Origin of the sequence: Brevundimonas sp. LM2 (genome assembly GCF_002002865.1) — a bacterium.
Lineage (GTDB): Bacteria > Pseudomonadota > Alphaproteobacteria > Caulobacterales > Caulobacteraceae > Brevundimonas.
The window spans coordinates 2,039,635-2,059,823 of record NZ_CP019508.1; the positions used below are offsets into that span (position 1 = coordinate 2,039,635).

The 20,189-nt window shown below is 66.8% G+C and carries 21 protein-coding genes and 1 tRNA gene; 2 read left to right on the forward strand and 20 right to left on the reverse strand.

The annotated features are described in order from the left end of the window. Positions 1 to 51 precede the first annotated feature (51 nt). The 20 genes from BZG35_RS09990 to BZG35_RS10085 form a co-directional block, all read right to left on the reverse strand. Positions 52 to 798, reverse strand: coding sequence for a biotin--[acetyl-CoA-carboxylase] ligase (locus BZG35_RS09990; protein ID WP_077355518.1), 747 nt, complete (start codon positions 796 to 798; stop codon positions 52 to 54). 4 nt (positions 799 to 802) lie between these two features. Next, entirely contained in the window at positions 803 to 2,248 is a 1,446-nt protein-coding gene (nuoN, locus tag BZG35_RS09995) for an NADH-quinone oxidoreductase subunit NuoN (RefSeq protein WP_077355519.1), read from the reverse strand. A 7-nt stretch (positions 2,249 to 2,255) separates the two neighbouring features. After that, complete coding sequence (locus BZG35_RS10000) at positions 2,256 to 3,743, reverse strand: NADH-quinone oxidoreductase subunit M (protein WP_171981931.1); 1,488 nt, start codon at positions 3,741 to 3,743, stop codon at positions 2,256 to 2,258. A gap of 1 nt (position 3,744) precedes the next feature. After that, the gene (gene nuoL, locus BZG35_RS10005) at positions 3,745 to 5,850 is read right to left on the reverse strand and encodes an NADH-quinone oxidoreductase subunit L (protein ID WP_077355520.1); all 2,106 of its coding nucleotides are present in this window, start codon (positions 5,848 to 5,850) and stop codon (positions 3,745 to 3,747) included. A gap of 5 nt (positions 5,851 to 5,855) precedes the next feature. After that, on the reverse strand, positions 5,856 to 6,164 hold the full coding sequence (gene nuoK / locus BZG35_RS10010; RefSeq protein WP_077355521.1) for an NADH-quinone oxidoreductase subunit NuoK: 309 nt from the start codon (positions 6,162 to 6,164) through the stop codon (positions 5,856 to 5,858). After that, complete coding sequence (locus BZG35_RS10015) at positions 6,164 to 6,790, reverse strand: NADH-quinone oxidoreductase subunit J (protein ID WP_077355522.1); 627 nt, start codon at positions 6,788 to 6,790, stop codon at positions 6,164 to 6,166. The genes nuoK and BZG35_RS10015 overlap by 1 nt, the downstream gene beginning before the upstream one ends. A gap of 147 nt (positions 6,791 to 6,937) precedes the next feature. Then, positions 6,938 to 7,429 carry an NADH-quinone oxidoreductase subunit NuoI gene (nuoI, locus tag BZG35_RS10020; RefSeq protein WP_077355523.1) on the reverse strand — a complete coding sequence of 164 codons (492 nt, stop codon included), beginning with the start codon at positions 7,427 to 7,429 and terminating at the stop codon, positions 6,938 to 6,940. Further along, positions 7,426 to 7,644 carry a hypothetical protein gene (locus BZG35_RS10025; RefSeq protein ID WP_077355524.1) on the reverse strand — a complete coding sequence of 73 codons (219 nt, stop codon included), beginning with the start codon at positions 7,642 to 7,644 and terminating at the stop codon, positions 7,426 to 7,428. Before BZG35_RS10025 ends, nuoI begins: the two co-directional genes overlap by 4 nt. After that, positions 7,641 to 8,711: an NADH-quinone oxidoreductase subunit NuoH gene (gene nuoH / locus BZG35_RS10030; RefSeq protein ID WP_077355525.1), complete on the reverse strand. Its 1,071-nt coding sequence runs from the start codon at positions 8,709 to 8,711 to the stop codon at positions 7,641 to 7,643. The genes BZG35_RS10025 and nuoH overlap by 4 nt, the downstream gene beginning before the upstream one ends. 3 nt (positions 8,712 to 8,714) lie before the next feature. Next, entirely contained in the window at positions 8,715 to 10,760 is a 2,046-nt protein-coding gene (nuoG, locus tag BZG35_RS10035) for an NADH-quinone oxidoreductase subunit NuoG (RefSeq protein WP_077355526.1), read from the reverse strand. Beyond that, complete coding sequence (locus BZG35_RS10040; RefSeq protein ID WP_150126003.1) at positions 10,760 to 11,254, reverse strand: hypothetical protein; 495 nt, start codon at positions 11,252 to 11,254, stop codon at positions 10,760 to 10,762. Before BZG35_RS10040 ends, nuoG begins: the two co-directional genes overlap by 1 nt. Beyond that, entirely contained in the window at positions 11,251 to 12,024 is a 774-nt protein-coding gene (locus BZG35_RS10045; RefSeq protein ID WP_077355528.1) for a GDSL-type esterase/lipase family protein, read from the reverse strand. Before BZG35_RS10045 ends, BZG35_RS10040 begins: the two co-directional genes overlap by 4 nt. Positions 12,025 to 12,027: 3 nt before the next feature. Further along, positions 12,028 to 13,341: an NADH-quinone oxidoreductase subunit NuoF gene (gene nuoF, locus BZG35_RS10050; protein ID WP_077355529.1), complete on the reverse strand. Its 1,314-nt coding sequence runs from the start codon at positions 13,339 to 13,341 to the stop codon at positions 12,028 to 12,030. A gap of 417 nt (positions 13,342 to 13,758) precedes the next feature. Then, positions 13,759 to 14,058: a hypothetical protein gene (locus BZG35_RS10055; protein WP_077355530.1), complete on the reverse strand. Its 300-nt coding sequence runs from the start codon at positions 14,056 to 14,058 to the stop codon at positions 13,759 to 13,761. Further along, the gene (gene nuoE, locus BZG35_RS10060; protein ID WP_077355531.1) at positions 14,055 to 14,717 is read right to left on the reverse strand and encodes an NADH-quinone oxidoreductase subunit NuoE; all 663 of its coding nucleotides are present in this window, start codon (positions 14,715 to 14,717) and stop codon (positions 14,055 to 14,057) included. The genes BZG35_RS10055 and nuoE overlap by 4 nt, the downstream gene beginning before the upstream one ends. Further along, on the reverse strand, positions 14,714 to 15,112 hold the full coding sequence (locus BZG35_RS10065; RefSeq protein ID WP_077355532.1) for a hypothetical protein: 399 nt from the start codon (positions 15,110 to 15,112) through the stop codon (positions 14,714 to 14,716). Before BZG35_RS10065 ends, nuoE begins: the two co-directional genes overlap by 4 nt. After that, positions 15,109 to 16,287: an NADH-quinone oxidoreductase subunit D gene (locus BZG35_RS10070; RefSeq protein ID WP_371454841.1), complete on the reverse strand. Its 1,179-nt coding sequence runs from the start codon at positions 16,285 to 16,287 to the stop codon at positions 15,109 to 15,111. Before BZG35_RS10070 ends, BZG35_RS10065 begins: the two co-directional genes overlap by 4 nt. A 116-nt stretch (positions 16,288 to 16,403) precedes the next feature. Continuing rightward, entirely contained in the window at positions 16,404 to 17,009 is a 606-nt protein-coding gene (locus BZG35_RS10075) for an NADH-quinone oxidoreductase subunit C (RefSeq protein ID WP_216351922.1), read from the reverse strand. Between the two features lie 86 nt (positions 17,010 to 17,095). After that, the gene (locus tag BZG35_RS10080; protein WP_150126004.1) at positions 17,096 to 17,734 is read right to left on the reverse strand and encodes an NADH-quinone oxidoreductase subunit B family protein; all 639 of its coding nucleotides are present in this window, start codon (positions 17,732 to 17,734) and stop codon (positions 17,096 to 17,098) included. Beyond that, on the reverse strand, positions 17,704 to 18,081 hold the full coding sequence (locus tag BZG35_RS10085; protein WP_077355536.1) for an NADH-quinone oxidoreductase subunit A: 378 nt from the start codon (positions 18,079 to 18,081) through the stop codon (positions 17,704 to 17,706). The genes BZG35_RS10080 and BZG35_RS10085 overlap by 31 nt, the downstream gene beginning before the upstream one ends. Positions 18,082 to 18,279: 198 nt before the next feature. Between BZG35_RS10085 and BZG35_RS10090 the strand changes: the two genes are divergently transcribed. Then, entirely contained in the window at positions 18,280 to 19,866 is a 1,587-nt protein-coding gene (locus BZG35_RS10090) for an AbgT family transporter (RefSeq protein WP_077355537.1), read from the forward strand. 97 nt (positions 19,867 to 19,963) lie between these two features. After that, positions 19,964 to 20,040: transfer RNA gene (locus BZG35_RS10095), tRNA-Asp, on the forward strand. The last annotated feature ends 149 nt before the right edge of the window (positions 20,041 to 20,189 follow it).

Sequence of the window (20,189 nt, forward strand, 5' to 3'; positions counted from 1 at the left end):
GATCGATCAGCAAAACGTAAGATGCGCCCCGCCGCCGTTCAGCGCAAGGCGTCAAGCCTCCTCGCCAAAGAAGACGTCGCCTGCGGAGATCAGCCGCAACGATCCATCCGCCGTGCGCAGTCTCAACGCCCCATCCGGGGCCACGCCGTCGGCGACGCCGGTGACCGTCTCATGCCCGAGGCGGGCGACGCAGGGGCCGTCGAGGCCTTTCGTGCGGGCGGTCCAGGCGTCGAGGACAGGTTGGAAACCGAACTGCTCCCAGCGGTGTTGCCAGAGGTCGAATGCCTCGGCCAGCACGGTTGCGGCGGCGTCGATGGACGGCGGATAGGCGATGCCGGACCGAAGATGGGCGGCGAGGCTGGTCGCGGGCCGCTCGGTCCCATCGGGCGCATGGGCCAGGTTGACCCCGATGCCGATCGCGAGCCAAAGGGCGCCGTTCGCATGGACGCCGGACTCGATCAGGATGCCCGAGGCCTTGGCACCCGCGATCAGCACGTCGTTGGGCCATTTGATCGAGACCGCACCGGGCGTGGCGAAGGCGTCCAGCAGGTCGGCCACAGCGAGTGCCGCGACGAACGTCGCCTGCGCCGCCTCCGCCGGAGGCTTACGCGTCAGGGTCAGAAGGGTGCCGAACAGGTTGCCCGTGTCGCTGGTCCAGTCCCGGCCCCGACGACCGCGCCCTGCGGACTGGCGGCGGGCCACGATCCACTGGGACTCGGTCTCTCCAGCCTCGGCCCGTCGGCGGGCCTCGGCGTTCGTCGAATCGATGTCATCGATCAGGTCGATGGGGGGCGTCACCGCCCTACTGGGCTCCGAAACCCGTCGCCGCCATGCGGGTCAGCGGCTCCAGCCAGGTCAGGCCGACGATGACCAGCGGGAAGGAGAAGGCCGCGCAGGCCCAGCCGATCCACTGGCTCTCCACCGGGGCCTTGTCGGTCGCCACCGTGCCCTCGGGGGCCGCGTCGAACCACATCAGCTTGATGATGCGCAGATAGTAGAAGGCCGCCACGACCGAGGCCACCAGGCCCGCCGCCGCCACCATCCAGTAGCCGGCCGAGGCCGCCGCGCCGAAGACGTAGTATTTGCCCCAGAAGCCCGAGAACGGCGGCATGCCCAGGACCGACAGCGACAGCACGGTGATGGCGATGGCCGTCACCGGCCGGTCGGTCTTCAGCCCGGCCAGATCAGCGATCTTGCGGATCGGCCGGCCGTTGCGGCTCAGTGACAGCAGGATGGCGAAGAAGCCCATGGTGTCGATCATGTACAGGGTCATGAACAGCACCATGGCCTGCAGGCCCTGTTCGGTGCCCGCGGCGATGCCCAGGATGGCGTAGCCGATGTTGGCGATCGACGAATAGGCCAGCAGGCGCTGGATGTCCTTCTGCGCCAGACCGCCCCAGGCGCCGACCACGAAACTGGCCAGGGCGATCAGGATCAGCACCTGGGCCCACTGGTCGTGGGCACCGAGGAAGCCCTCGGACAGGACGCGGGCGAACAGCACCATGGCGGCCATCTTCGGGGCCGTGGTGAAGAAAGCCACGACCGGCGTGGGCGCGCCCTCATAGACGTCCGGCGTCCACATGTGGAACGGCGCGGCCGAGACCTTGAACGCCAGGCCGCAGATCAGGAAGACCAGGCCGAAGATCAGGCCCGGGCCGGGGTTGGCGGTGGCATAGGCGACGATGTCGTCGAACCGCATCGAGCCGGAAAAGCCGTAGATCAGGCTGGAGCCGTACAGCAGCAGGCCGGACGACAGGGCGCCCAGGACGAAATATTTGAGCCCGGCCTCGGACGCCTTCAGGTCGTCGCGGTGATAGGCGGCGAGGATGTAGAGGGCCAGGGAGTGCAGCTCGACCCCGACGTAGAGGGAGATCAGGTCGCCCGACGACACCATCATGCCCATGCCGACGGCGGCCAGGACGATCAGGATCGGGAATTCGAACCGGGCGATGCCGGCGCGCTGCATCCAGCCCCCGCCCAGCACCACGGCCACGGCCGAGGCCAGGTAGATGGCGACCTTGGCATAGATGCCCAGGGGATCGGCGACATAGGCCCCGTTGAAGGCGGTGCCCAGGGGGCCGGTCGCGGCGACGGCGGCGGCGGCCACCAGCAGGGCCACCGACAGGATGGACACCAGCCGCGCCGACTTCTCGCCGATGAAGGCGCCGAGCAGCAGCAGCACGAGGGCCCCGATCGCGAGCGTCAGCTCGGAGGCGGCCAGGGTCAGGGCATGGGACAGATCAGGCATCAGGGTCTCACCCGCCGGTCGCGAGGCGCCAGGCGTTGATCACGCCGTCGACGGAAGCAGAAGTGTAGTCCAGCACCAGACCCGGCTGGACGCCCAGCCAGATGGTGCCGACGATCAGGGGCACGAAGATCAGCAGCTCGCGTCGGTCGATGTCCTTGATCGTGGCCAGGGCCGGGTTGACGATCTCGCCGAACATGACGTTGCGGTACAGGGTCAGGGCATAGACGGCGGACAGGATGACGCCGGTGGCGGCCACGAAGGCGGCCCAGGTCGAGGCCTGGTAGACGCCGGTCATGGTTAGCATCTCGCCGATGAAGCCCGAGGTGCCCGGCAGGCCGACGTTGGCCATGGTGAACATCAGGAAGATGGCGGCGTACCAGGGCATCCGGCTGGTCAGGCCGCCGTAGAAGGCGATCTCGCGGGTGTGCATCCGGTCATAGACGACGCCGACGCACAGGAAGAGCGCGCCCGAGATCAGGCCGTGGCTCAGCATCTGGAAAACGGCGCCCTGAAGGCCCTGGGCGTTGCCGGCGAAGATGCCCATGGTGACGAAGCCCATGTGGGCCACCGACGAATAGGCGATCAGCTTCTTGATGTCGGTCTGGCGGAAGGCGACCAGCGAGGTGTAGGCGATGGCGATCACCGACAGGGTGAAGACCAGCGGCCGGTACAGGACCGAGGCGTCCGGGAACATCGGCACGTTGAACAGGATGAAGCCGTAGCCGCCCAGTTTCAGCAGGATGCCGGCCAGGATGACCGACCCCGCCGTCGGGGCCTGGACGTGGGCGTCCGGCAGCCAGGTGTGGACCGGCCACATTGGCATCTTGACCGCGAAGGAGGCGAAGAAGGCCAGCCACAGCACCGACTGGGCCTGGGCCGAGAAGGCGAACTGTTTCAGCTCCGGAATGCTGGTGGTGCCGGCCTTGTTGGCCATCCACAGCATGGCCAGCAGCATCAGGACGGACCCCAGCAGGGTGTAGAGGAAGAACTTGTACGCCGCGTAGATCCGGTTGGCCCCGCCCCACACCCCGATGATGATGAACATCGGCACCAGGGTGCCTTCGAAGAAGATGTAGAACAGGAACAGGTCCAGCGAGGTGAACACCCCGATGACCAGGGTCTCCAGCACCAGGAAGGCGATCATGTAATCGACGACGCGCGTCTCGATCGATTTCCAGCTGGCCAGGATGCAGATCGGCATCAGGAAGGCCGTCAGCAGGACGAACAGGATCGACACCCCGTCCACGCCCAGATGATAGCTGGCGCCCGCGAACCACACGTAGTTCTCGACGAACTGATAGGCCGGGTTGGCGCTGTCGAAGTCCAGCACCAGCACGGTCGAGACCGCCAGGGTCACCAGCGTCGTGACCAGCGCGCCCCAGCGGGCGATGCCGTCGCGCGCGCCCGGATCAATGAAGCGGCCGATCAGGATCAGCAGCGCCCCCACCAGCGGCAGGAAGGTGACCACACTCAGGATATTGGGGATCGCACCCATCTTATGCGCCCCAGGCGTAGATGGCGAAGGCGAGCAGACCGGCCACGCCGATCAGCATCACGAACGCATAGTAATAGACATAGCCGGACTGGAATTTGGACAGCCAGCCGGCCGATTTCAGCGACCCCCAGGCGGCGCCGTTCGGCCCCAGCCCGTCGATGATCCGCACGTCGCAGACCTTCCAGAAGAAGTCACCCAGCGCCTTGGCCCCCTTGACGAAGACGAAGCCGTAGATCTCGTCGAAGAACCACTTGTTGTACAGGAAGGTCCACAGCGGCCCTTCCCGGTCGGCCATCCGCTTCGCCAGGCCCTCGCGCAGCACGTAGTAGTAGGCGGCGATGGCGGCTCCCAGCAGGGTGACCAGCAGCGGCGACCACTTCACCCAGGTGGGCACTTCGTGGCTGTCGTGCAGGACGTGGTTGTCGGGCCCGTTGAAGATGGCGCCGCGCCAGAACTCGGCCTCGTGGTGACCGATGAAGCTTGGGGCGAAGACGAAGCCGGCGGCGACCGCGCCGACCGACAGCAGGATCAGCGGCACCAGCATGATCCAGGGGCTCTCATGTGGCTTCAACGGGCCATGATGGCCATGATCGTCATGCTTGTGCGCGCCATGGTTTCCATCGTCGAGCGGCTCGGAATGGGTCTCGAGCTGGGCCGGATGGGTGGCATGGTCGTCGTGCCCGTGGGCGTGGGCGTGGGCGTGGGCGTCGTCCTTCCAGGCGGGCTTGTTGTGGAAGGTCATGAAGATCAACCGCCACGAATAGTAGCTGGTCAGGCCCGCCGCGAAGATGCCGACGAAGAAGGCGAAATACCCCGCCGCGGAATGGCCGGTCGTGGCCGCCGCATAGGCGCTCTCGATGATCGAATCCTTGGAATAGAAGCCGGCGAAGCCGCCGATTTCCGGGATGCCCAGGCCGGTGATGGCGATCGTGCCGATCATCATCACGGCATAGGTGACGGGCAGCAGCTTCCACAGCCCGCCCATCTTCCGCATGTCCTGCTCGTGATGCATGCCGTGGATCACCGAGCCGGCTCCCAGGAACAGCAGGGCCTTGAAAAAGGCGTGCGTAAACAGGTGGAACATGGCGGATTCGTACACGCCGACGCCCGCCGCGAAGAACATGTAGCCCAGCTGCGAACAGGTCGAATAGGCGATGACCCGCTTGATGTCGTTCTGCATCAGACCGACCGTCGCCGCGAACAGGGCCGTGACCGCGCCGACGATGGCGATCAGCAGCGACGCCGTCGGCGCGTACTCATAGATCGGGCTGAGCAGGCACACCATGTACACGCCGGCGGTGACCATGGTCGCGGCGTGGATCAGGGCCGAGACCGGGGTCGGGCCCTCCATGGCGTCGGGCAGCCAGGTGTGCAGGAAGAACTGGGCCGACTTGCCCATGGCCCCGATGAACAGCAGCACCCCTGCCAGATCGAGCGCCGACCAGGTGTAGCCCAGGAACTCCCAGCCCTGCCCCTGTTGCGCCGCGATCAGCGGGAACAGCTCGGCGAACTGGATCGTGCCGAACATCCAGAAGACCGTGATGATGCCGAGCGCGAAGCCGAAATCGCCGACCCGGTTGACCACGAAGGCCTTGATGGCGGCGGCGCTGGCGGTGGGCTTCTTGTACCAGAAGCCGATCAGCAGATAGGAGGCCAGGCCCACCCCTTCCCAGCCGAAGAACAGCTGCATGAAGTCGGCGGCGGTGACCAGCGCCAGCATGGCGAAGGTGAACAGCGACAGATAGGCGAAGAAGCGCGGCCGGCTGTCGTCCTCGGCCATATAGCCCCAGGAATACAGATGCACGAGCGAGGAGACGCTGGTCACCACCACCAGCATCACCGCCGACAGGGCGTCGATGCGGATCGCCCAGGCCGACTGGAAGTCGCCGACATTGATGAAGGGGGCGACCGAGACGGTGAAGGGCTCCAGATGGCCCCAGGTCCACTGGCCGAAGACCGTCCAGGCTACGGCGCAGGAGAAGAACAGCAGGCCGGTCGTGACGGTCTGCGAAGGGATGTCGCCGATGCGGCGGCCGAAGAAGCCGGCGATCGCCGCGCCGAGCAGGGGCGCGAAGACGCCCAGGGTGACGAGCAGTTCGAGAGACACGCCGATCAGCCCTTCATCACGCTGGCATCATCCACGGCGATATCCCCGCGATTGCGGAAGAAGGTCACCAGGATGGCGAGGCCGACCGCGGCCTCCGCCGCCGCCACCGTCAGGACGAACATGGCCATGATCTGCCCCTGGACGTCGTTCAGATAGGCGGAAAAGGCCACGAAATTGATGTTCACCGCCAGCAGGATCAGCTCGACCGACATCAGGATGACGATGACGTTCTTGCGGTTCACGAAGATGCCGAAGACCCCGATGGTGAACAGCATGGCGGCGACCGCCAGATAGTGTTGCAGACCGACGTCCATCAGCGCAGCTCCTCGCCCGAAACGCCGACGCCGGTGACGACGCCCTTGATCTCGACCGAGGTCTTGCGGTCGCGGTTGGTCTGTTCGCCCGGGTCCTGGCGACGGACCGAAGGCTTCTTGCGCAGGGTTAGGACGATGGCCCCGATCATGGCGATCAGCAGCACGATGCCCGCCGCCTGGAAGAAGTAGATGTAGTCCGTGTAGAGCACCCGCCCGATGGTCTCGACGTTGGACGCGTCGGCGGTGGCGACGGCCGGGGCCAGGGCATCCGAGGCCGCCCCGCCCTGCACGACCACGATCGAGATCATGATCATCTCGGCCAGCAGCACGCCGGCGACGATGGCCGCCAGGGGCAGGTAGGTGGCGTAGCCCTCGCGCAGGCGGACGAAGTCGACGTCCAGCATCATGACGACGAACAGGAACAGCACCGCCACGGCGCCGACGTAGACGACCACCAGCAGCATCGCCAGGAACTCCGCCCCCAGCAGGACGAACAGTCCGGCGGAGGAGAAGAAGGCCAGGATCAACCACAGCACCGAGTGCACGGGGTTGCGCGCGGTCACGACCAGCAGGCCGGACGCCACGGCCACGGCCGAGAGCAGATAGAAGGCTATGCCTTGCAGCATGGGAGGCTTTCGCCCTTTCCGAATTGGTGCGGCGCAATCGCCGCACCTCTTAGACACCGTTCGCCCCAAAATGAAGCGACCAAATGGATCGCGGACCTTCAGGTCCGCACAAGCTCACACATGCGGACCTGACGGTCCGCGCTCCCGTCACCGATACGGCGCGTCCAGCTCCAGGTTCTTGGCGATCTGGCGTTCCCAGCGGTCGCCGTTGTCCAGCAGGCGCGCCTTGTCGTAGAGCAGTTCCTCGCGCGTCTCGACGGTGAACTCCATGTTCGGTCCCTCGACGATGGCGTCGACCGGGCAGGCCTCCTGGCACAGGCCGCAATAGATGCATTTGACCATGTCGATGTCGTAACGGGTCGTGCGGCGGCTGCCGTCGCTGCGCGGTTCCGATTCGATCGTGATGGCCTGGGCCGGGCAGATGGCCTCGCACAGCTTGCAGGCGATGCAGCGTTCCTCGCCGTTGGCATAACGGCGCAGGGCGTGCTCACCGCGGAAGCGCGGCGACTGCGGATTGCGCTCGAACGGATAGTTGATGGTGTGCTTGGGGCGGAAGAATTCGCGCAGGGTCAGGGCGAAGGCCCCCACCATGTCGATCAGCATCGCGCCCTTCGCGGCCTGGGCGATACGGGTAATCATCGGACGGGGTCTCCGGGACGACGGCAGTCGCGGCGATAGCGATCCGTGTCGGTACTCATGATGGCGCACAGGCGAACGCGTTCGGCCTCCTGTCGCTCGACGGCTTCCTGGCGGCGTTGCCACTGATAGACCGAGGCGGGCTCGGCCTCATAGGCGGGCGGCAGGCAACCGCTCAGGCCGACGGCGGTGATGGACAGGGCGATCATGCGGATCATGCCCCGACCACGAAGACCCGCCAGGCGGACACGATCACCACGGCCACCAGCGAGGTCGGCAGGAAGATCTTCCAGCCCAGCCGCATCAGCTGGTCGTAGCGGTACCGGGGCACGAACCCCTTCACCATGGCGAACATGAAGAAGACGATTACGATCTTCACGGCCAGGACCAGGAACAGCAGCAGGTTGACCAGGAAGGGCGGCCAGTCGGCGGCGAAGTCGATCGGGAAGCCGGGGTTCCAGCCGCCGAAGAACAGCAGGCTGGTCATGGCGCACATGAAGACGATGTTGGCGTATTCGCCGATCATGAACAGCAGGTAGGGCGTGGACGAATATTCGACCTGATAGCCGGCCACCAGCTCGGACTCGGCCTCGGGCAGGTCGAACGGCGGGCGGTTGGTCTCGGCCAGGGCCGAGATGAAGAACATCACCGCGACCGGAATCATCACCACGACCAGAGGCCAGGTGTCGGCCCCGCCGCCGAAGACGAACCAGTTCCAGATCCAGCCCTCCTGCTGGGTCACGATCCCGGTCAGGTTCATGGTCCCGGCCAGCAGGATCACGTTGATGATGATCAGGCCGATCGACACCTCGTAAGACACCATCTGCGCGGCGGAACGCAGCGACCCCAGGAACGGGTATTTCGAGTTGGAGGCCCAGCCGCCCATGATGATGCCGTAGACACCCAGCGAGCTGATCGCGAAGATGTAGAGGATGCCGACGTTCAGGTCCGACACCACCCAGCCGGGGGCGAACGGAATGGCCGCCCAGGCGATGAAGGCCAGGACGAAGGTGATCAGCGGGGCCAGCAGGAACACCGCCTTGTCGGCCCCGGCCGGCACGACGATCTCCTTCAGCACGAATTTGAAGAAGTCGGCGAACGACTGCAGCAGGCCGAACGGGCCCACGACGTTGGGGCCCTTGCGCATCATGACCGCCGCCCAGATCTTGCGATCCGCCAGCAGCAGGAAGGCCAGGGACAGCAGGATCCCGACCGTGACGACCAGGATGCCGCCGGTGGTGATCAGGGTCCAGCCGACGGGGCTCGTCCAGAAATTCTCGGTCATGCTCTACTCCGCCGCCAGCAGGGCCGGTGCCATGCGCAGGGCGCTGAGCTCGGCCAGGGTCGCGCTGGCGCGCGCGATCGGATTGTTCAGATACGGATCGACCACGGCGGCGACCAGGGCGACGTCGCCCAGGTCGCCCTTCTGGCCGAGAGCGGCCACGTCGAACGACGCCGCCGGGGCTAGATAGTCGATGCGCCCGAAGGTCGGATGCTCGCCCATCAGCCGCGTGCGCAGCTGGTCCAGCGTGTCGTACGGCAGGGTATGACCGACCCGCTCGGACAGGGCGCGCAGGATGGCCCAGTCTTCTTTCGCTTCGCCCTTCGGGAAGACGGCGCGTTCGGCCATCTGCACACGGCCTTCGGTGTTGACGTACAGGCCCGACTTCTCGGTCCAGGCGGCGCCCGGCAGGATGACGTCGGCCGTGTGGGCCCCGCGGTCGCCGTGGCTGCCCAGATAGATCTTGAAGGCCTTGGAGGGGCCGGTGTCGATCTCGTCGGCCCCGAGCAGGAACAGGACGTCCAGCGCGCCCGGCTGGACCATCTCGTGCGCCGACAGGCCGCCGGACGCGGGCACGAAGCCCATATCCAGACCCCCCACGCGCGCCGCCGCCGAGTGCAGCACGTTGAAGCCGTTCCAGCCGTCCTTGACGACGCCCAGCTTGGCCGCGAGCTTGCCCAGGGTGTTCAGGACCTTGGCACCGTCCGGTCCCGACAGGGCCCCGGTGCCGACGACGAAGGCCGGACGCTCGGCGTTCGACAGGGCCTCGGCCGCCGCCTTGGGCAGCTTGGCCAGGGTGCGGGTGCCGCGCCCGACCAAGTCGTAGTCATAGGTCAGGTCGGCCTGTTCGCCGATCACGCCGACGCGGGTCTTGCCGGCCAGCCAGCTCTTGCGGATGCGCTGGTTCAGCAGCGGGCCTTCGGTGCGCGGATTGACGCCGACCAGAAGGATCGAATCCGCCTCTTCCAGCCCTTGCAGGCCCGTATTGAAAAGCCAGCCTTCACGCGGGCCATGGCCCAGGGCGGAACCGTCCTGGCGGCAGTCGGTGTTGGCCGAACCCAGGGCGCGAAACAGGTCCAGCGCCGCCTTCATCGATTCGGCGTCCTGCAGATCGCCGGCGATGACGCCGATACGATCGGCCGAGGCCGCTTTCAGCTTGGACGCCACGACATTCAGCGCCTCGTCCCAGGAGGCGACGCGCAGCTTGCCGTTCTCGCGCACATAGGGCCGGTCCAGGCGGCGCGCCTGCAGGCCGTCGACGACATAGCGGCTCTTGTCCGACAGCCACTCCTCGTTGATGCCCTCGTGCACGCGCGGCAGGATCCGCATGATCTCGGTGCCCTTGGACTGGGCCGAGATGTTCGAGCCCAGGGCGTCCATGACGTCGATGGTCTCGGTCTTCTTCAGCTCCCACGGGCGGTAGTGGTACTGCCACGGCCGGTGGGTCAGGGCCCCGACCGGGCACAGGTCGTTGACGTTGCCCGACAGTTCGGAGTTCACCGCGCCTTCCAGATAGGTGGTGATCTCGGCGTCCTCGCCGCGGCTGATCATGCCGATGTCCGGCACGCCCGCTACTTCCGACACGAACCGCACGCAGCGGGTGCACTGGATGCACCGCGTCATGAAGGTCTTGATGGTCGGACCCATGTATTTGTCTTCGACCGCGCGCTTGTTCTCGGCATAGCGCGAGCCGTCGCGGCCATAGCCCATGGCCTGGTCCTGCAGGTCGCACTCGCCGCCCTGGTCACAGATCGGGCAGTCGAGCGGGTGGTTGATGAGCAGGAACTCCATCACCCCCTCGCGGGCCTTCTTGACCATCGGCGTGTCGGTGAAGATTTCCTGGTTCTCTGCGGCCGGCAGGGCGCAGCTGGCCTGCGGCTTGGGCGGTCCGGGCTTCACCTCGACCAGGCACATGCGGCAGTTACCGGCGATCGACAGCCGCTCGTGATAGCAGAAGCGCGGGATCTCGTGCCCGGCGCGCTCGGCGACCTGCAGCACCGTCATCCCGGCCTCGAACTCGACTTCGACGCCGTTGACCTTGGCGACGGGCATCAGCTTACCTCTTCTTCAGCGCGGACAGGCATCATCGCCTGCTGCGTCGTGCCATCCGGCAGTGTCTGGGTGATCTCGATTTCTTCGCCGCGGATGACGTAGCGCACCACGGCGTCGTCGGCCCGGTCCATCCAGCGGATGGAGGCGGGATCGGGGAGGTCCAGCGGCTTCCACACCACAAGACCGTCCCCGGCGCGGCACTGGGCCTTCATCCGCCCGCCGTCAACGGGGGCGCGCCATTCGGCGTTGACGACCTGACCTTCCAGCCCCGTCAGTTCGATGGCCGCGACCTGCTGGCCGTGGATGGCGGCCAGACCCGCGCGGCAGACGCGCCGCAGGTCGACAGCCGTCAGCACGGCTGGCGACTCGGCCACGGCGTCGGAGACCGGGGCCGTGGCCGCGACCTGCTCCGACGGCGTCGGGGCCGCGTCCGGCGCGCGTTGGCAGGCCCCGACCAGGACGACCGGCAAGGCGAGGATCAAGGCGCGCCTCATCCGCAACGCCCCTGCCCCGTCACGCAGCCGCCGATGATCGACAGCCAGCGCTGATAGCCCTGGCCGGTCAGATGCAGGTCGTCGACCGTCAGCGTCGGATCCAGCCGATCGCCGGCCAGCATCGGCGTATAGACATCGATGAAGCGGGCATCATGGGTTTGGGCGATGGTCGCGAGCTGGGCGTTCAGGGCTTCGATCCGCGCGCGGAAGTCCGGCTGGCGCGGCATCACGGACTGGACGTAGAGCTCGGCCTCGGGAAGTTCGGCGCGAAACAGCGCCACGACCGCAGCGACGTTGGCGGCGACCGCATCCGGCGTCTGCTCGTAGTTGGCCAGGTCGTTGGTCCCGATCAGCAGGAAGATCTTGGCCGGGCGGGTGGCGATGACCTGCCGCGCACGGGCCAGGACCCCGAAGCTGGTGTCGCCGCCGATACCCCAGTTGCGGATGTTTCGGCCGGGGAAGGCCTCGCTCCAGCGGAACCCTTCGGTGATGCTATCGCCGACGAAGGCGATGCCGCCCGGCTCGGACGGCAGGGTCGCGAACTGGGTCACGTGGTCGATGTAGGAGTTGTTCATCCAGGTGCCCGGTGCGAAGGCGGCGGGCTGGACGACGTCCACGCCGGCCGCTGTCGGCCGCTGGGCGGCGAACGGATCGGCCGCAGCGACCGGCGCGGCCTGGACCGCTGACGCAGCCGCAGGCTGGGCCGTCGCGCAGGCGGACAGGCTGGCCGCCAGGGCCATCGTCGCCAGGATTCCCGTCACGCGCCGCATCGCCTATTCCGCCGCGATCGCATGGCCGGCGAAATTCGCGCGGCGGCTGCGGTACTGCGAGATGCGGTCCTCGATCTCGTGGCGGAAATGCCGGATCAGGCCCTGGACCGGCCAGGCGGCCGCGTCGCCCAGCGCGCAGATCGTGTGGCCCTCGATCTGGGTGGAGACTTCCAGCAGCATGTCGATCTCGCCGGGATCCGCCTCGCCCACGGCCATGCGTTCCAGCACCCGCCACATCCAGCCGGTGCCTTCGCGGCACGGGGTGCACTGGCCGCAGCTCTCGTGCTTGTAGAAATAGCTGATGCGGGCGATCGCCTTCACCAGGTCGGTCGACTGGTCCATGACGATGACCGCCGCCGTGCCCAAGCCCGACTTCATCTCGCGCAGGCTGTCAAAATCCATCAGCGCGGTTTCCGACATCTCGCGGGTGATCAGCGGCACGGACACGCCGCCCGGGATGATGGCCTTCAGATTGTCCCAGCCGCCGCGCACGCCGCCGCAGTGATCCTCGATCAGCTGGCGCAGCGGGATCGACATGGCCTCTTCGACGTTGCACGGCCGGTTCACGTGGCCGCTGATGCTCATCAGCTTGGTGCCCGTGTTGTTCGGACGGCCGAAGCCGGCGAACCACTGGGCCCCGCGCCGCAGGATCGTGCCGACGACGGCGATCGACTCGACGTTGTTCACCGTGGTCGGGCAGCCGTACAGGCCGGCGCCGGCGGGGAACGGCGGCTTGAGCCGCGGCTGGCCCTTCTTGCCCTCCAGGCTCTCCAGCAGGGCGGTCTCCTCGCCGCAGATATAGGCCCCGGCGCCGTGGTGGATATAGACGTCGAAATCCCAGCCATGGACGTTGTTCTTGCCGATCAGATTGGCCTCATAGGCCTGTTTGACCGCCGCCTCCATCCGCTCGCGTTCCAGCACGTATTCGCCGCGCAGATAGATATAGCAGGCGTGGGCCTGCATGGCGAAGGAGGCGATCAGGCAGCCCTCGATCAGCAGGTGGGGATCATGGCGCATGATCTCCCGGTCCTTGCAGGTGCCGGGCTCCGACTCGTCGGCGTTGACGACCAGATAGTGCGGCCGGTCCTTTACCTCCTTGGGCATGAAGGACCACTTCAGGCCGGTGCCGAAGCCCGCGCCGCCGCGCCCGCGCAGGCCGGAGTTCTTGACGTTGGTGATGATCCAGTCGCGGCCCATGGCCAGCATGTCCGGCGTGGCGTTCCAGCAGCCGCGCTGCTTGGCCCCGTCCAGACCCCAGTCCTGCAGACCGTACAGGTTGGTGAAGATGCGATCCTTGTCTTCCAGCAGACCGACCATCAGACCGCCTCCCCCGCCCCGGCCGCGACGGCCGGTGCCGCTGCCCCGCGGGCGCGACAGTTCGCTGCGGCGATCGCCGGGCGAGCGCTCGCTGGGCGGAGGCGTCCGCTCGCCGAGGGGAGATGCTGAACGATCAGGCGCATTCGGGGAACCGGGTGAGACAGGCGAAGGGGACGGGGCGGGCGACGGAGAGGGTGACGGAGCGGCGGGCTGTGGCGGCTGTGGCTGCGCGCCGAGCGGCAGGGCGCTGGCCCCCATCAGATTGGCCAGGAAGGCGCCGGCGACGCTGCGCCGCGCGGTTCGGTCGTCTGATTTCCTTGATGCCATGACGGACCCCCGAACGCCTTGAGATCAACGATACTGCACCGCCTGTCCGACAGTCACGCGACGGTTCGCCAGCGGCGGGAACAGCGGCGCTCATTGAAACGCGCCCTCCCGTCGGATGGCGTCGATCTCGGCCATGCGACGGCGATGGTGGCGGGTGCGCAGGAAGGTGGTGGCGATGACCAGGGCCCAGCCGGCCGCCAGCATCGCATAGCCGACGACGATCGTTTCCTCGGACAGGCCCAGAAGCCCGCGCGAGGCGGCGACGCAGAACAGCGCGGCCAGGATGATCAGGGCCAGCCCGCCCCAGCGCAGCGGCAGGGCCACCTGCCGCAACTCCTTGCGATAGGCGGCGCGGCCGGCTTCGGTCTCGAGGTCGGGGGCGGCGGTCACGCGGGCACCGGCTCCGTGTTCGGCAGTTTGGCGATCGGCTGGGCGGCCGAGCCGTCATACAGCTTGGGATCGGTCAGGGTCAGGGCCCCACCCTCGGGGGCCGAATTGACCCGATCGACGCGCGTGCCCCGCTCGGGCGTCTTGCCGGCGGCGAAGTCGTCGATGATCTGGTCCATGTCGGCGGCGGTCAGATCCTCGAAATAGTAGTCGTTGATCATGGCCATGGGCGCGTTGACGCAGGCCCCGAGGCATTCGACCTCTTCCCAGTAGAACTTGCCGTCGGCCGACAGGGTCTGATTCGGGCCGATACGGCTCTTGCAGACCTTCATCAGCTCGCCCGAGCCGCGCAGCATGCAGGGCGTGGTGCCGCAGACCTGGATCAGGGCGTCCGAGCCGACGGGCTCCAGCATGAACATGGTGTAGAAGGTCGCGACCTCCAGCACCCGGATATAAGCCATGTCCAGACGGTCGGCGATGGCGCGGATGGCGGGCTCCGAAACCCAGCCCTCCTGTTTCTGGACCAGCCACAGCATCGGGATCACGGCCGAACGGGCGCGATCGGCCGGATATTTGGCGATCCACCAGTCGACCTTGGCCATCGTCTCGGCCGAGAAGGCGAACGAGGCGGGCTGGTCCTTGGCGAGACGACGAACGCTCATGCTTTCCCCATCCAACGGTTCAGGCGCGCGCCCCACACGGCCTTGCCGGCCCGATCGAGATCACGCGACAGCCACGACAGCGGCGGCAGGAACCGCACGGCCATCTGGCTCAGAAAAATGAAGCCGCTCATCCAGACGATGGAGCGCAGATTGGCTTCCAGAAAGCCCCGCCCCTCTTCCAGATAGCCGGCGCGATAGGCCCCCCGCACCAGGGTCACGCCGGCGATGCCGGGCGTGGCGATCAGGACCGAGGCCAAAACGAATTTCGCGCGGCCCATGATGGCCCGACGACGCGGCGAGAAGGCGTACTGAAGCGCGAGGCTGAACAGCAGGAAGCCCGCGAAGGCGATCCCCTGCAGGGGCGTGAAGACCGGATCGACGGGGAAGGCGCTCACCGATCGACCTCGCCGAACACGATGTCGAGGGAGCCCAGGATGGCGGAGACGTCGGCCAGCATGTGGCCGCGGTTCATCCAGTCCATGGCCTGCAGGTGGCGGAAGCCCGGGGCCGAGATCTTGACGCGGTACGGCTTGTTGGTGCCGTCAGAGACCAGATAGATGCCGAACTCGCCCTTGGGCGCCTCGACGCAGGCATAGACTTCGCCGGCCGGGGTGTGGAAGCCTTCGGTGTAGAGCTTGAAGTGATGGATCAGGGCTTCCATCGACCGCTTCATCTCGCCGCGCGTCGGGGGCACGATCTTGTTGTTCTCGACCATGACCGGATCGCCGGGGCAGTTGCGCAGCTTGTGGATGCACTGCTCCATGATGTGCACCGACTGCTTCATCTCCTCGACGCGGACCAGATAGCGGTCCCAGCAGTCGCCGTTCTTGCCGACGACCACGTCGAAATCCAGCTCGGCATAGCACTCATAGGGCTGCGACTTGCGCAGGTCCCAGGCGATGTCGGATCCGCGCAGCATCACGCCGGAGAAGCCCCACTGCAGGGCCTGCTCCTTGGACACGATGCCGATGTCGACGTTGCGCTGCTTGAAGATTCGGTTCTCGGTGACCAGGGCCTCGATCTGGGCCAGGGCGGCCGGGAACTCCTGGCACCAGGTCCAGATGTCGTCGATCAGGGCCATCGGCAGGTCCTGATGCACGCCGCCGGGTCGGAAATAGTTGGCGTGCAGTCGGGCCCCGCTGGCCCGCTCGTAGAAGACCATCAGCTTCTCGCGCTGCTCGAAGCCCCACAGCGGCGGGGTCAGGGCCCCGACGTCCAGCGCCTGGGTCGTCACGTTCAGCATGTGCGACAGGATCCGGCCGATTTCCGAATACAGCACCCGGATCAGCTGGGCCCGGTACGGGACCTCGATCTCCATCAGCCGCTCGATGGCCAGGCAGAAGGCATGCTCCTGGTTCATCGGCGCGACATAGTCGAGGCGGTCCAGATAGGGCACGTTCTGCAGATAGGTGCGGGCCTCCATCAGCTTCTCGGTGCCGCGGTGCAGCAGGCCGATGTGCGGGTCGACGCGTTCGACGATCTCGCCGTCCAGCTCCAGCACCAGCCGCAGCACGCCGTGCGCCGCCGGATGCTGCGGGCCGAAGTTGATGGTGAACTTGCGGTCGTCCATTTCCCGCGCGTGCGCGGTGCGGCCGTCGTCGAAGGCGATGTGCCCCAGGTCGTCGCTGACGACGTCCAGCGCGGCCCGGGTGGGCGTGGCCTTGGCGATGGGGTGTCCGTCGGCCATCAGGCTTTCCCTCCCGAAGGGGCGGTCGTGCCGACCGCGATGGCCTGGGCGGCCTTCTCGTCGCCGGGCAGGACGTCGGTCGGATATTCCGCGCCTTCCCAGGGCGACAGGAAGTCGAACTGGCGGAACTCCTGCGTCAGTTTGACGGGCTCATAGACCACCCGTCTCTGCTGCTCGTCGTAGCGGACCTCGACATAGCCGGTCATCGGGAAGTCCTTGCGCAGCGGATGCCCCTGGAAACCGTAGTCGGTCAGCAGCCGGCGCAGGTCCGGGTGATCCGAAAACAGCATGCCGTACATGTCGAAGGCCTCGCGCTCGAACCATTCGGCGGACGGGTAGACGGTGATGACGCTGGGCACCGGCTGGATCTCGTCGGTCGTGACCTTGACCCGGACCCGGGCGTTCCGGGTCAGGGACAGCAGGTGGTAGACGACGTCGAACCGCTCGACCCGGTCGGGATAGTCCACGCCGCAGACGTCCAGCAGCTGCTGGAAGCCGAAGCGGTCGCGCAGGTCCGTCAGGACCGAAACGATCCGGTCGCGGTGGCAGGTCAGGGTCAGCTCGCCATAGGAAACGGTCGCATCGACCTGCAACTCGGCCACCATCTCCTGGCCCAGCGGGGTCAGGACGGCGGTGTTGGCGGCGACGGCGGCGCGATGGCCGGTCGCATAGGCGGGTTGGGCGAACTCGCTCATCGCTCGATCGTCCCCGTGCGACGAATCTTCTTCTGCAGCTGCAGCAGGCCGTAGATCAGGGCCTCGGCCGTCGGCGGGCAGCCGGGCACATAGACGTCGACCGGCACGATCCGGTCGCAGCCGCGCACAACGCTGTAGCTGTAGTGATAATAGCCGCCGCCGTTGGCGCAGCTGCCCATGGACAGGACATACCGCGGGTCCGGCATCTGGTCGTAGACCTTGCGCAGGGCCGGAGCCATCTTGTTGGTCAGGGTGCCGGCGACGATCATCAGGTCCGACTGGCGCGGGCTGGCGCGCGGGGCCATGCCGAACCGCTCCAGGTCATAGCGCGGCATCGAGGCCTGGATCATCTCCACGGCGCAGCAGGCGAGCCCGAACGTCATCCACATCAGGGAGCCGGTGCGGGCCCAGTTGATCACGTCGTCCATTGAGGCGGTCAGGAAGCCCTGCTCGGCGACCTCGGTGTTGATGGCCTCGAAGAACTTGTCGTGAATCTTGGGGTCATAGCCCTCGACGGTCGAGCGACCGCCCTGGCCATAGGCGGTCGGCAGCGGCGACGAGGCGCCGATCAGGCCGCCGGTCGAACCGGTCGACGGGGGTGCGATCACTGCCATTCCAGCGCGCCCTTCTTCCATTCGTAGATGAAGCCGACCGTCAGCACGCCCAGGAAGGCCATCATCGACCAGAAGGCGAACACCATCGTGCCCTGCGCCAGGTCGAAGATCGACACGGCCCAGGGGAACAGGAACGCCACCTCGAGATCGAAGATGATGAACAGGATCGAGACCAGATAGAACCGGACATCGAACTTCATCCGCGCGTCGTCGAAGGCGTTGAAGCCGCACTCATAGGCCGACAGCTTCTCGCTGTCCGGGTTGGACGGGGCCAGGGCCCAGGCGGCGATCATGAAGCCGAGACCCAGCACGGTCGCGATCCCGAGGAAGATCACGATGGGCAGGTATTGCAGAAGGAATGCATTCATCAGGACAGGTCCCTGCCGCGGTGGGGAGTGGCGGCGGATTCGGGGTCTTCTAGACCCAAGATCGCGGCGGTTCAAACCCATGCGACGAAAGGCTTTTCATTGAGAATGGCTCGCAAGGATTGACGGCTCAGCTTGCCCTCCCCGGCCGGCCTCTGGCCATATGCACGGCTCCGTCATTTCGAAGGACCGCGCCAGCCCATGAGCGACGTGACGCCCGACAGCCTTCCCCCCGGCCGGGGCTTTCTCGGCCTTGTCGAACGCATCGGCAATCGCCTGCCCGATCCCGCCTTCCTGTTCCTCTGGCTGATCCTGGGCTTGATCGTACTGAGTATGATCGGGTGCGCGCTCGGCTGGTCGGCCGTCAATCCGGTGACCGGCGAGACCCTGGTCGCCCAGAGCCTGCTGTCGTCGGAAAACCTGTCGAACCTGATCATCGGCATGCCGCGGACCCTGGCCGACTTCCCGCCGTTGGGGATCGTGATCATCATCATCTACGGGGCCGCGGTCGCGGAGCGGACGGGCCTGTTCACCACGGCGATCCGCGGCGCGCTGCTGAACGCGCCCAAGATGATCCTGACGCCTGTCGTGGTCATCGTCGGCATGGTGTCGCACCACGCGTCGGACGCCTCCTATGTCGTGGTCATCCCCCTGGCGGCCGTCATCTTCGCGGCGGCGGGGCGCCACCCCCTGGCGGGGCTGGCGGCGGGCTTCGCCGCCGTGTCGGGCGGCTATGCGGGCAATCTGTTTCCGGGAGCCTCGGACGCCCTGATCCTGGGCATCACCGAACCGGCCGCCCACCTGATCGACCCGACCTATCAGGTGAGCATCGCCGGCAACTGGTTCTTCATCGTCGGCGTGGTGATCGTCTTCACCCCGATCGTCTGGTTCCTGACCGACCGGGTGATCGAGCCCCGCCTGGGCGTATGGCGGCCGGCCGAGGGGGTGGCCCCGCCGGCGCTCGAGGAACGTCAGCCGCTGACTGGACCGCAGAAGAAGGGCCTGGCCTATGCCGGCCTGGCGCTGCTGGCCATGATCGCCTTGTGGACGCTCATCGCCACCCTCCCCGCCTCGCCCTTCATCGATGCCGAGGCCGAGCCCGCACAGCGGTTCAATCCGCTCTATCGGTCCCTCGCCGCCTTCTTCGCCGTGACCTTCTTCGTCACCGGGGCCGCCTATGGCGTCGGCGCGGCCACGATCCGCAGCCATCGCGACCTGGTGCGGATGATGGGCGAGGGCATATCCGTTCTGGCCCCCTACATCGTCCTGGTGTTCTTCGCGGCCCACTTCGTCGCCATGTTCAACTGGTCGGGACTGGGGCCGATCCTGGCGGTCAATGCGGCCGCCTCGCTGCGCGAACTGGCCATGCCGGCCCCGCTGCTGCTGATCGTGGTGGTGCTGGTCTCCTGCGTCTTCGATCTGTTCATCGGCTCGGCCTCGGCCAAATGGTCGGCCCTGGCCCCGATCGTGGTGCCGATGTTCATGCTGCTGGGCATCAGCCCCGAGATGACCACCGCCGCCTACCGGATGGGGGATTCGGTCACCAACATCGCCACGCCGCTGATGAGCTATTTCCCCCTGATCCTGGCCTTCGCCCAGCGCTGGGATCCGCGCTTCGGTCTCGGCTCGCTGATGGCGACCATGCTGCCCTACGCCGGGGCCTTTCTGGTGGCCGGGCTGATCATGGTGGCGGCCTGGGTGGCGCTGGACCTGCCGCTGGGGCCGGGCGTCGGGGTGCACTACGAGCCGCCGCCGATGATGTCCGGTTCGGCGATCGCAGTCCGATGAAGAAGTTTGAATATGCTCTCGATCGTCGCTTGACACACCCGCGAGCCCCCGCCTAAACGACGCCCCTCGCTGCGGAGGAAACGCCGCAGCGGGAAACGCGGGTGTAGCTCAGTTGGTTAGAGTGCCGGCCTGTCACGCCGGAGGTCGCGGGTTCGAGTCCCGTCACTCGCGCCATCTCTTCTGAAGCAGAAGGGATGGCGCGCTCCCCCTCTCTCTCTTTTTAGTTCGCTAACGCTCGCGACGCGGTCGCTTGCCGCTTAAGCGCGGTTTCCTATTGTCCGCAAATGCTCGCGACGCGGTCGGTCGCTGCCTGAGCGCGTGGT

Bases quoted from the DNA above. Each gene is read 5' to 3' on its own strand.
- BZG35_RS10015 (WP_077355522.1), bottom strand. From the start codon at position 6,790: ATGCTGCAAGGCATAGCCTTCTATCTGCTCTCGGCCGTGGCCGTGGCG.
- BZG35_RS10070 (WP_371454841.1), bottom strand. From the start codon at position 16,287: ATGGACGACCGCAAGTTCACCATCAACTTCGGCCCGCAGCATCCGGCG.
- BZG35_RS10085 (WP_077355536.1), bottom strand. From the start codon at position 18,081: ATGAATGCATTCCTTCTGCAATACCTGCCCATCGTGATCTTCCTCGGG.
- BZG35_RS10040 (WP_150126003.1), bottom strand. From the start codon at position 11,254: ATGAGGCGCGCCTTGATCCTCGCCTTGCCGGTCGTCCTGGTCGGGGCC.
- nuoI (WP_077355523.1), bottom strand. From the start codon at position 7,429: ATGATTACCCGTATCGCCCAGGCCGCGAAGGGCGCGATGCTGATCGAC.
- nuoH (WP_077355525.1), bottom strand. From the start codon at position 8,711: ATGACCGAGAATTTCTGGACGAGCCCCGTCGGCTGGACCCTGATCACC.
- BZG35_RS10090 (WP_077355537.1), top strand. From the start codon at position 18,280: ATGAGCGACGTGACGCCCGACAGCCTTCCCCCCGGCCGGGGCTTTCTC.
- BZG35_RS10000 (WP_171981931.1), bottom strand. From the start codon at position 3,743: ATGGGTGCGATCCCCAATATCCTGAGTGTGGTCACCTTCCTGCCGCTG.
- nuoN (WP_077355519.1), bottom strand. From the start codon at position 2,248: ATGCCTGATCTGTCCCATGCCCTGACCCTGGCCGCCTCCGAGCTGACG.
- nuoG (WP_077355526.1), bottom strand. From the start codon at position 10,760: ATGCCCGTCGCCAAGGTCAACGGCGTCGAAGTCGAGTTCGAGGCCGGG.
- nuoE (WP_077355531.1), bottom strand. From the start codon at position 14,717: ATGAGCGTTCGTCGTCTCGCCAAGGACCAGCCCGCCTCGTTCGCCTTC.
- BZG35_RS10045 (WP_077355528.1), bottom strand. From the start codon at position 12,024: ATGCGGCGCGTGACGGGAATCCTGGCGACGATGGCCCTGGCGGCCAGC.
- nuoK (WP_077355521.1), bottom strand. From the start codon at position 6,164: ATGGACGTCGGTCTGCAACACTATCTGGCGGTCGCCGCCATGCTGTTC.
- nuoF (WP_077355529.1), bottom strand. From the start codon at position 13,341: ATGGTCGGTCTGCTGGAAGACAAGGATCGCATCTTCACCAACCTGTAC.
- BZG35_RS10025 (WP_077355524.1), bottom strand. From the start codon at position 7,644: ATGATCCGCATGATCGCCCTGTCCATCACCGCCGTCGGCCTGAGCGGT.
- BZG35_RS10080 (WP_150126004.1), bottom strand. From the start codon at position 17,734: ATGGAAGAAGGGCGCGCTGGAATGGCAGTGATCGCACCCCCGTCGACC.
- BZG35_RS10075 (WP_216351922.1), bottom strand. From the start codon at position 17,009: ATGGTGGCCGAGTTGCAGGTCGATGCGACCGTTTCCTATGGCGAGCTG.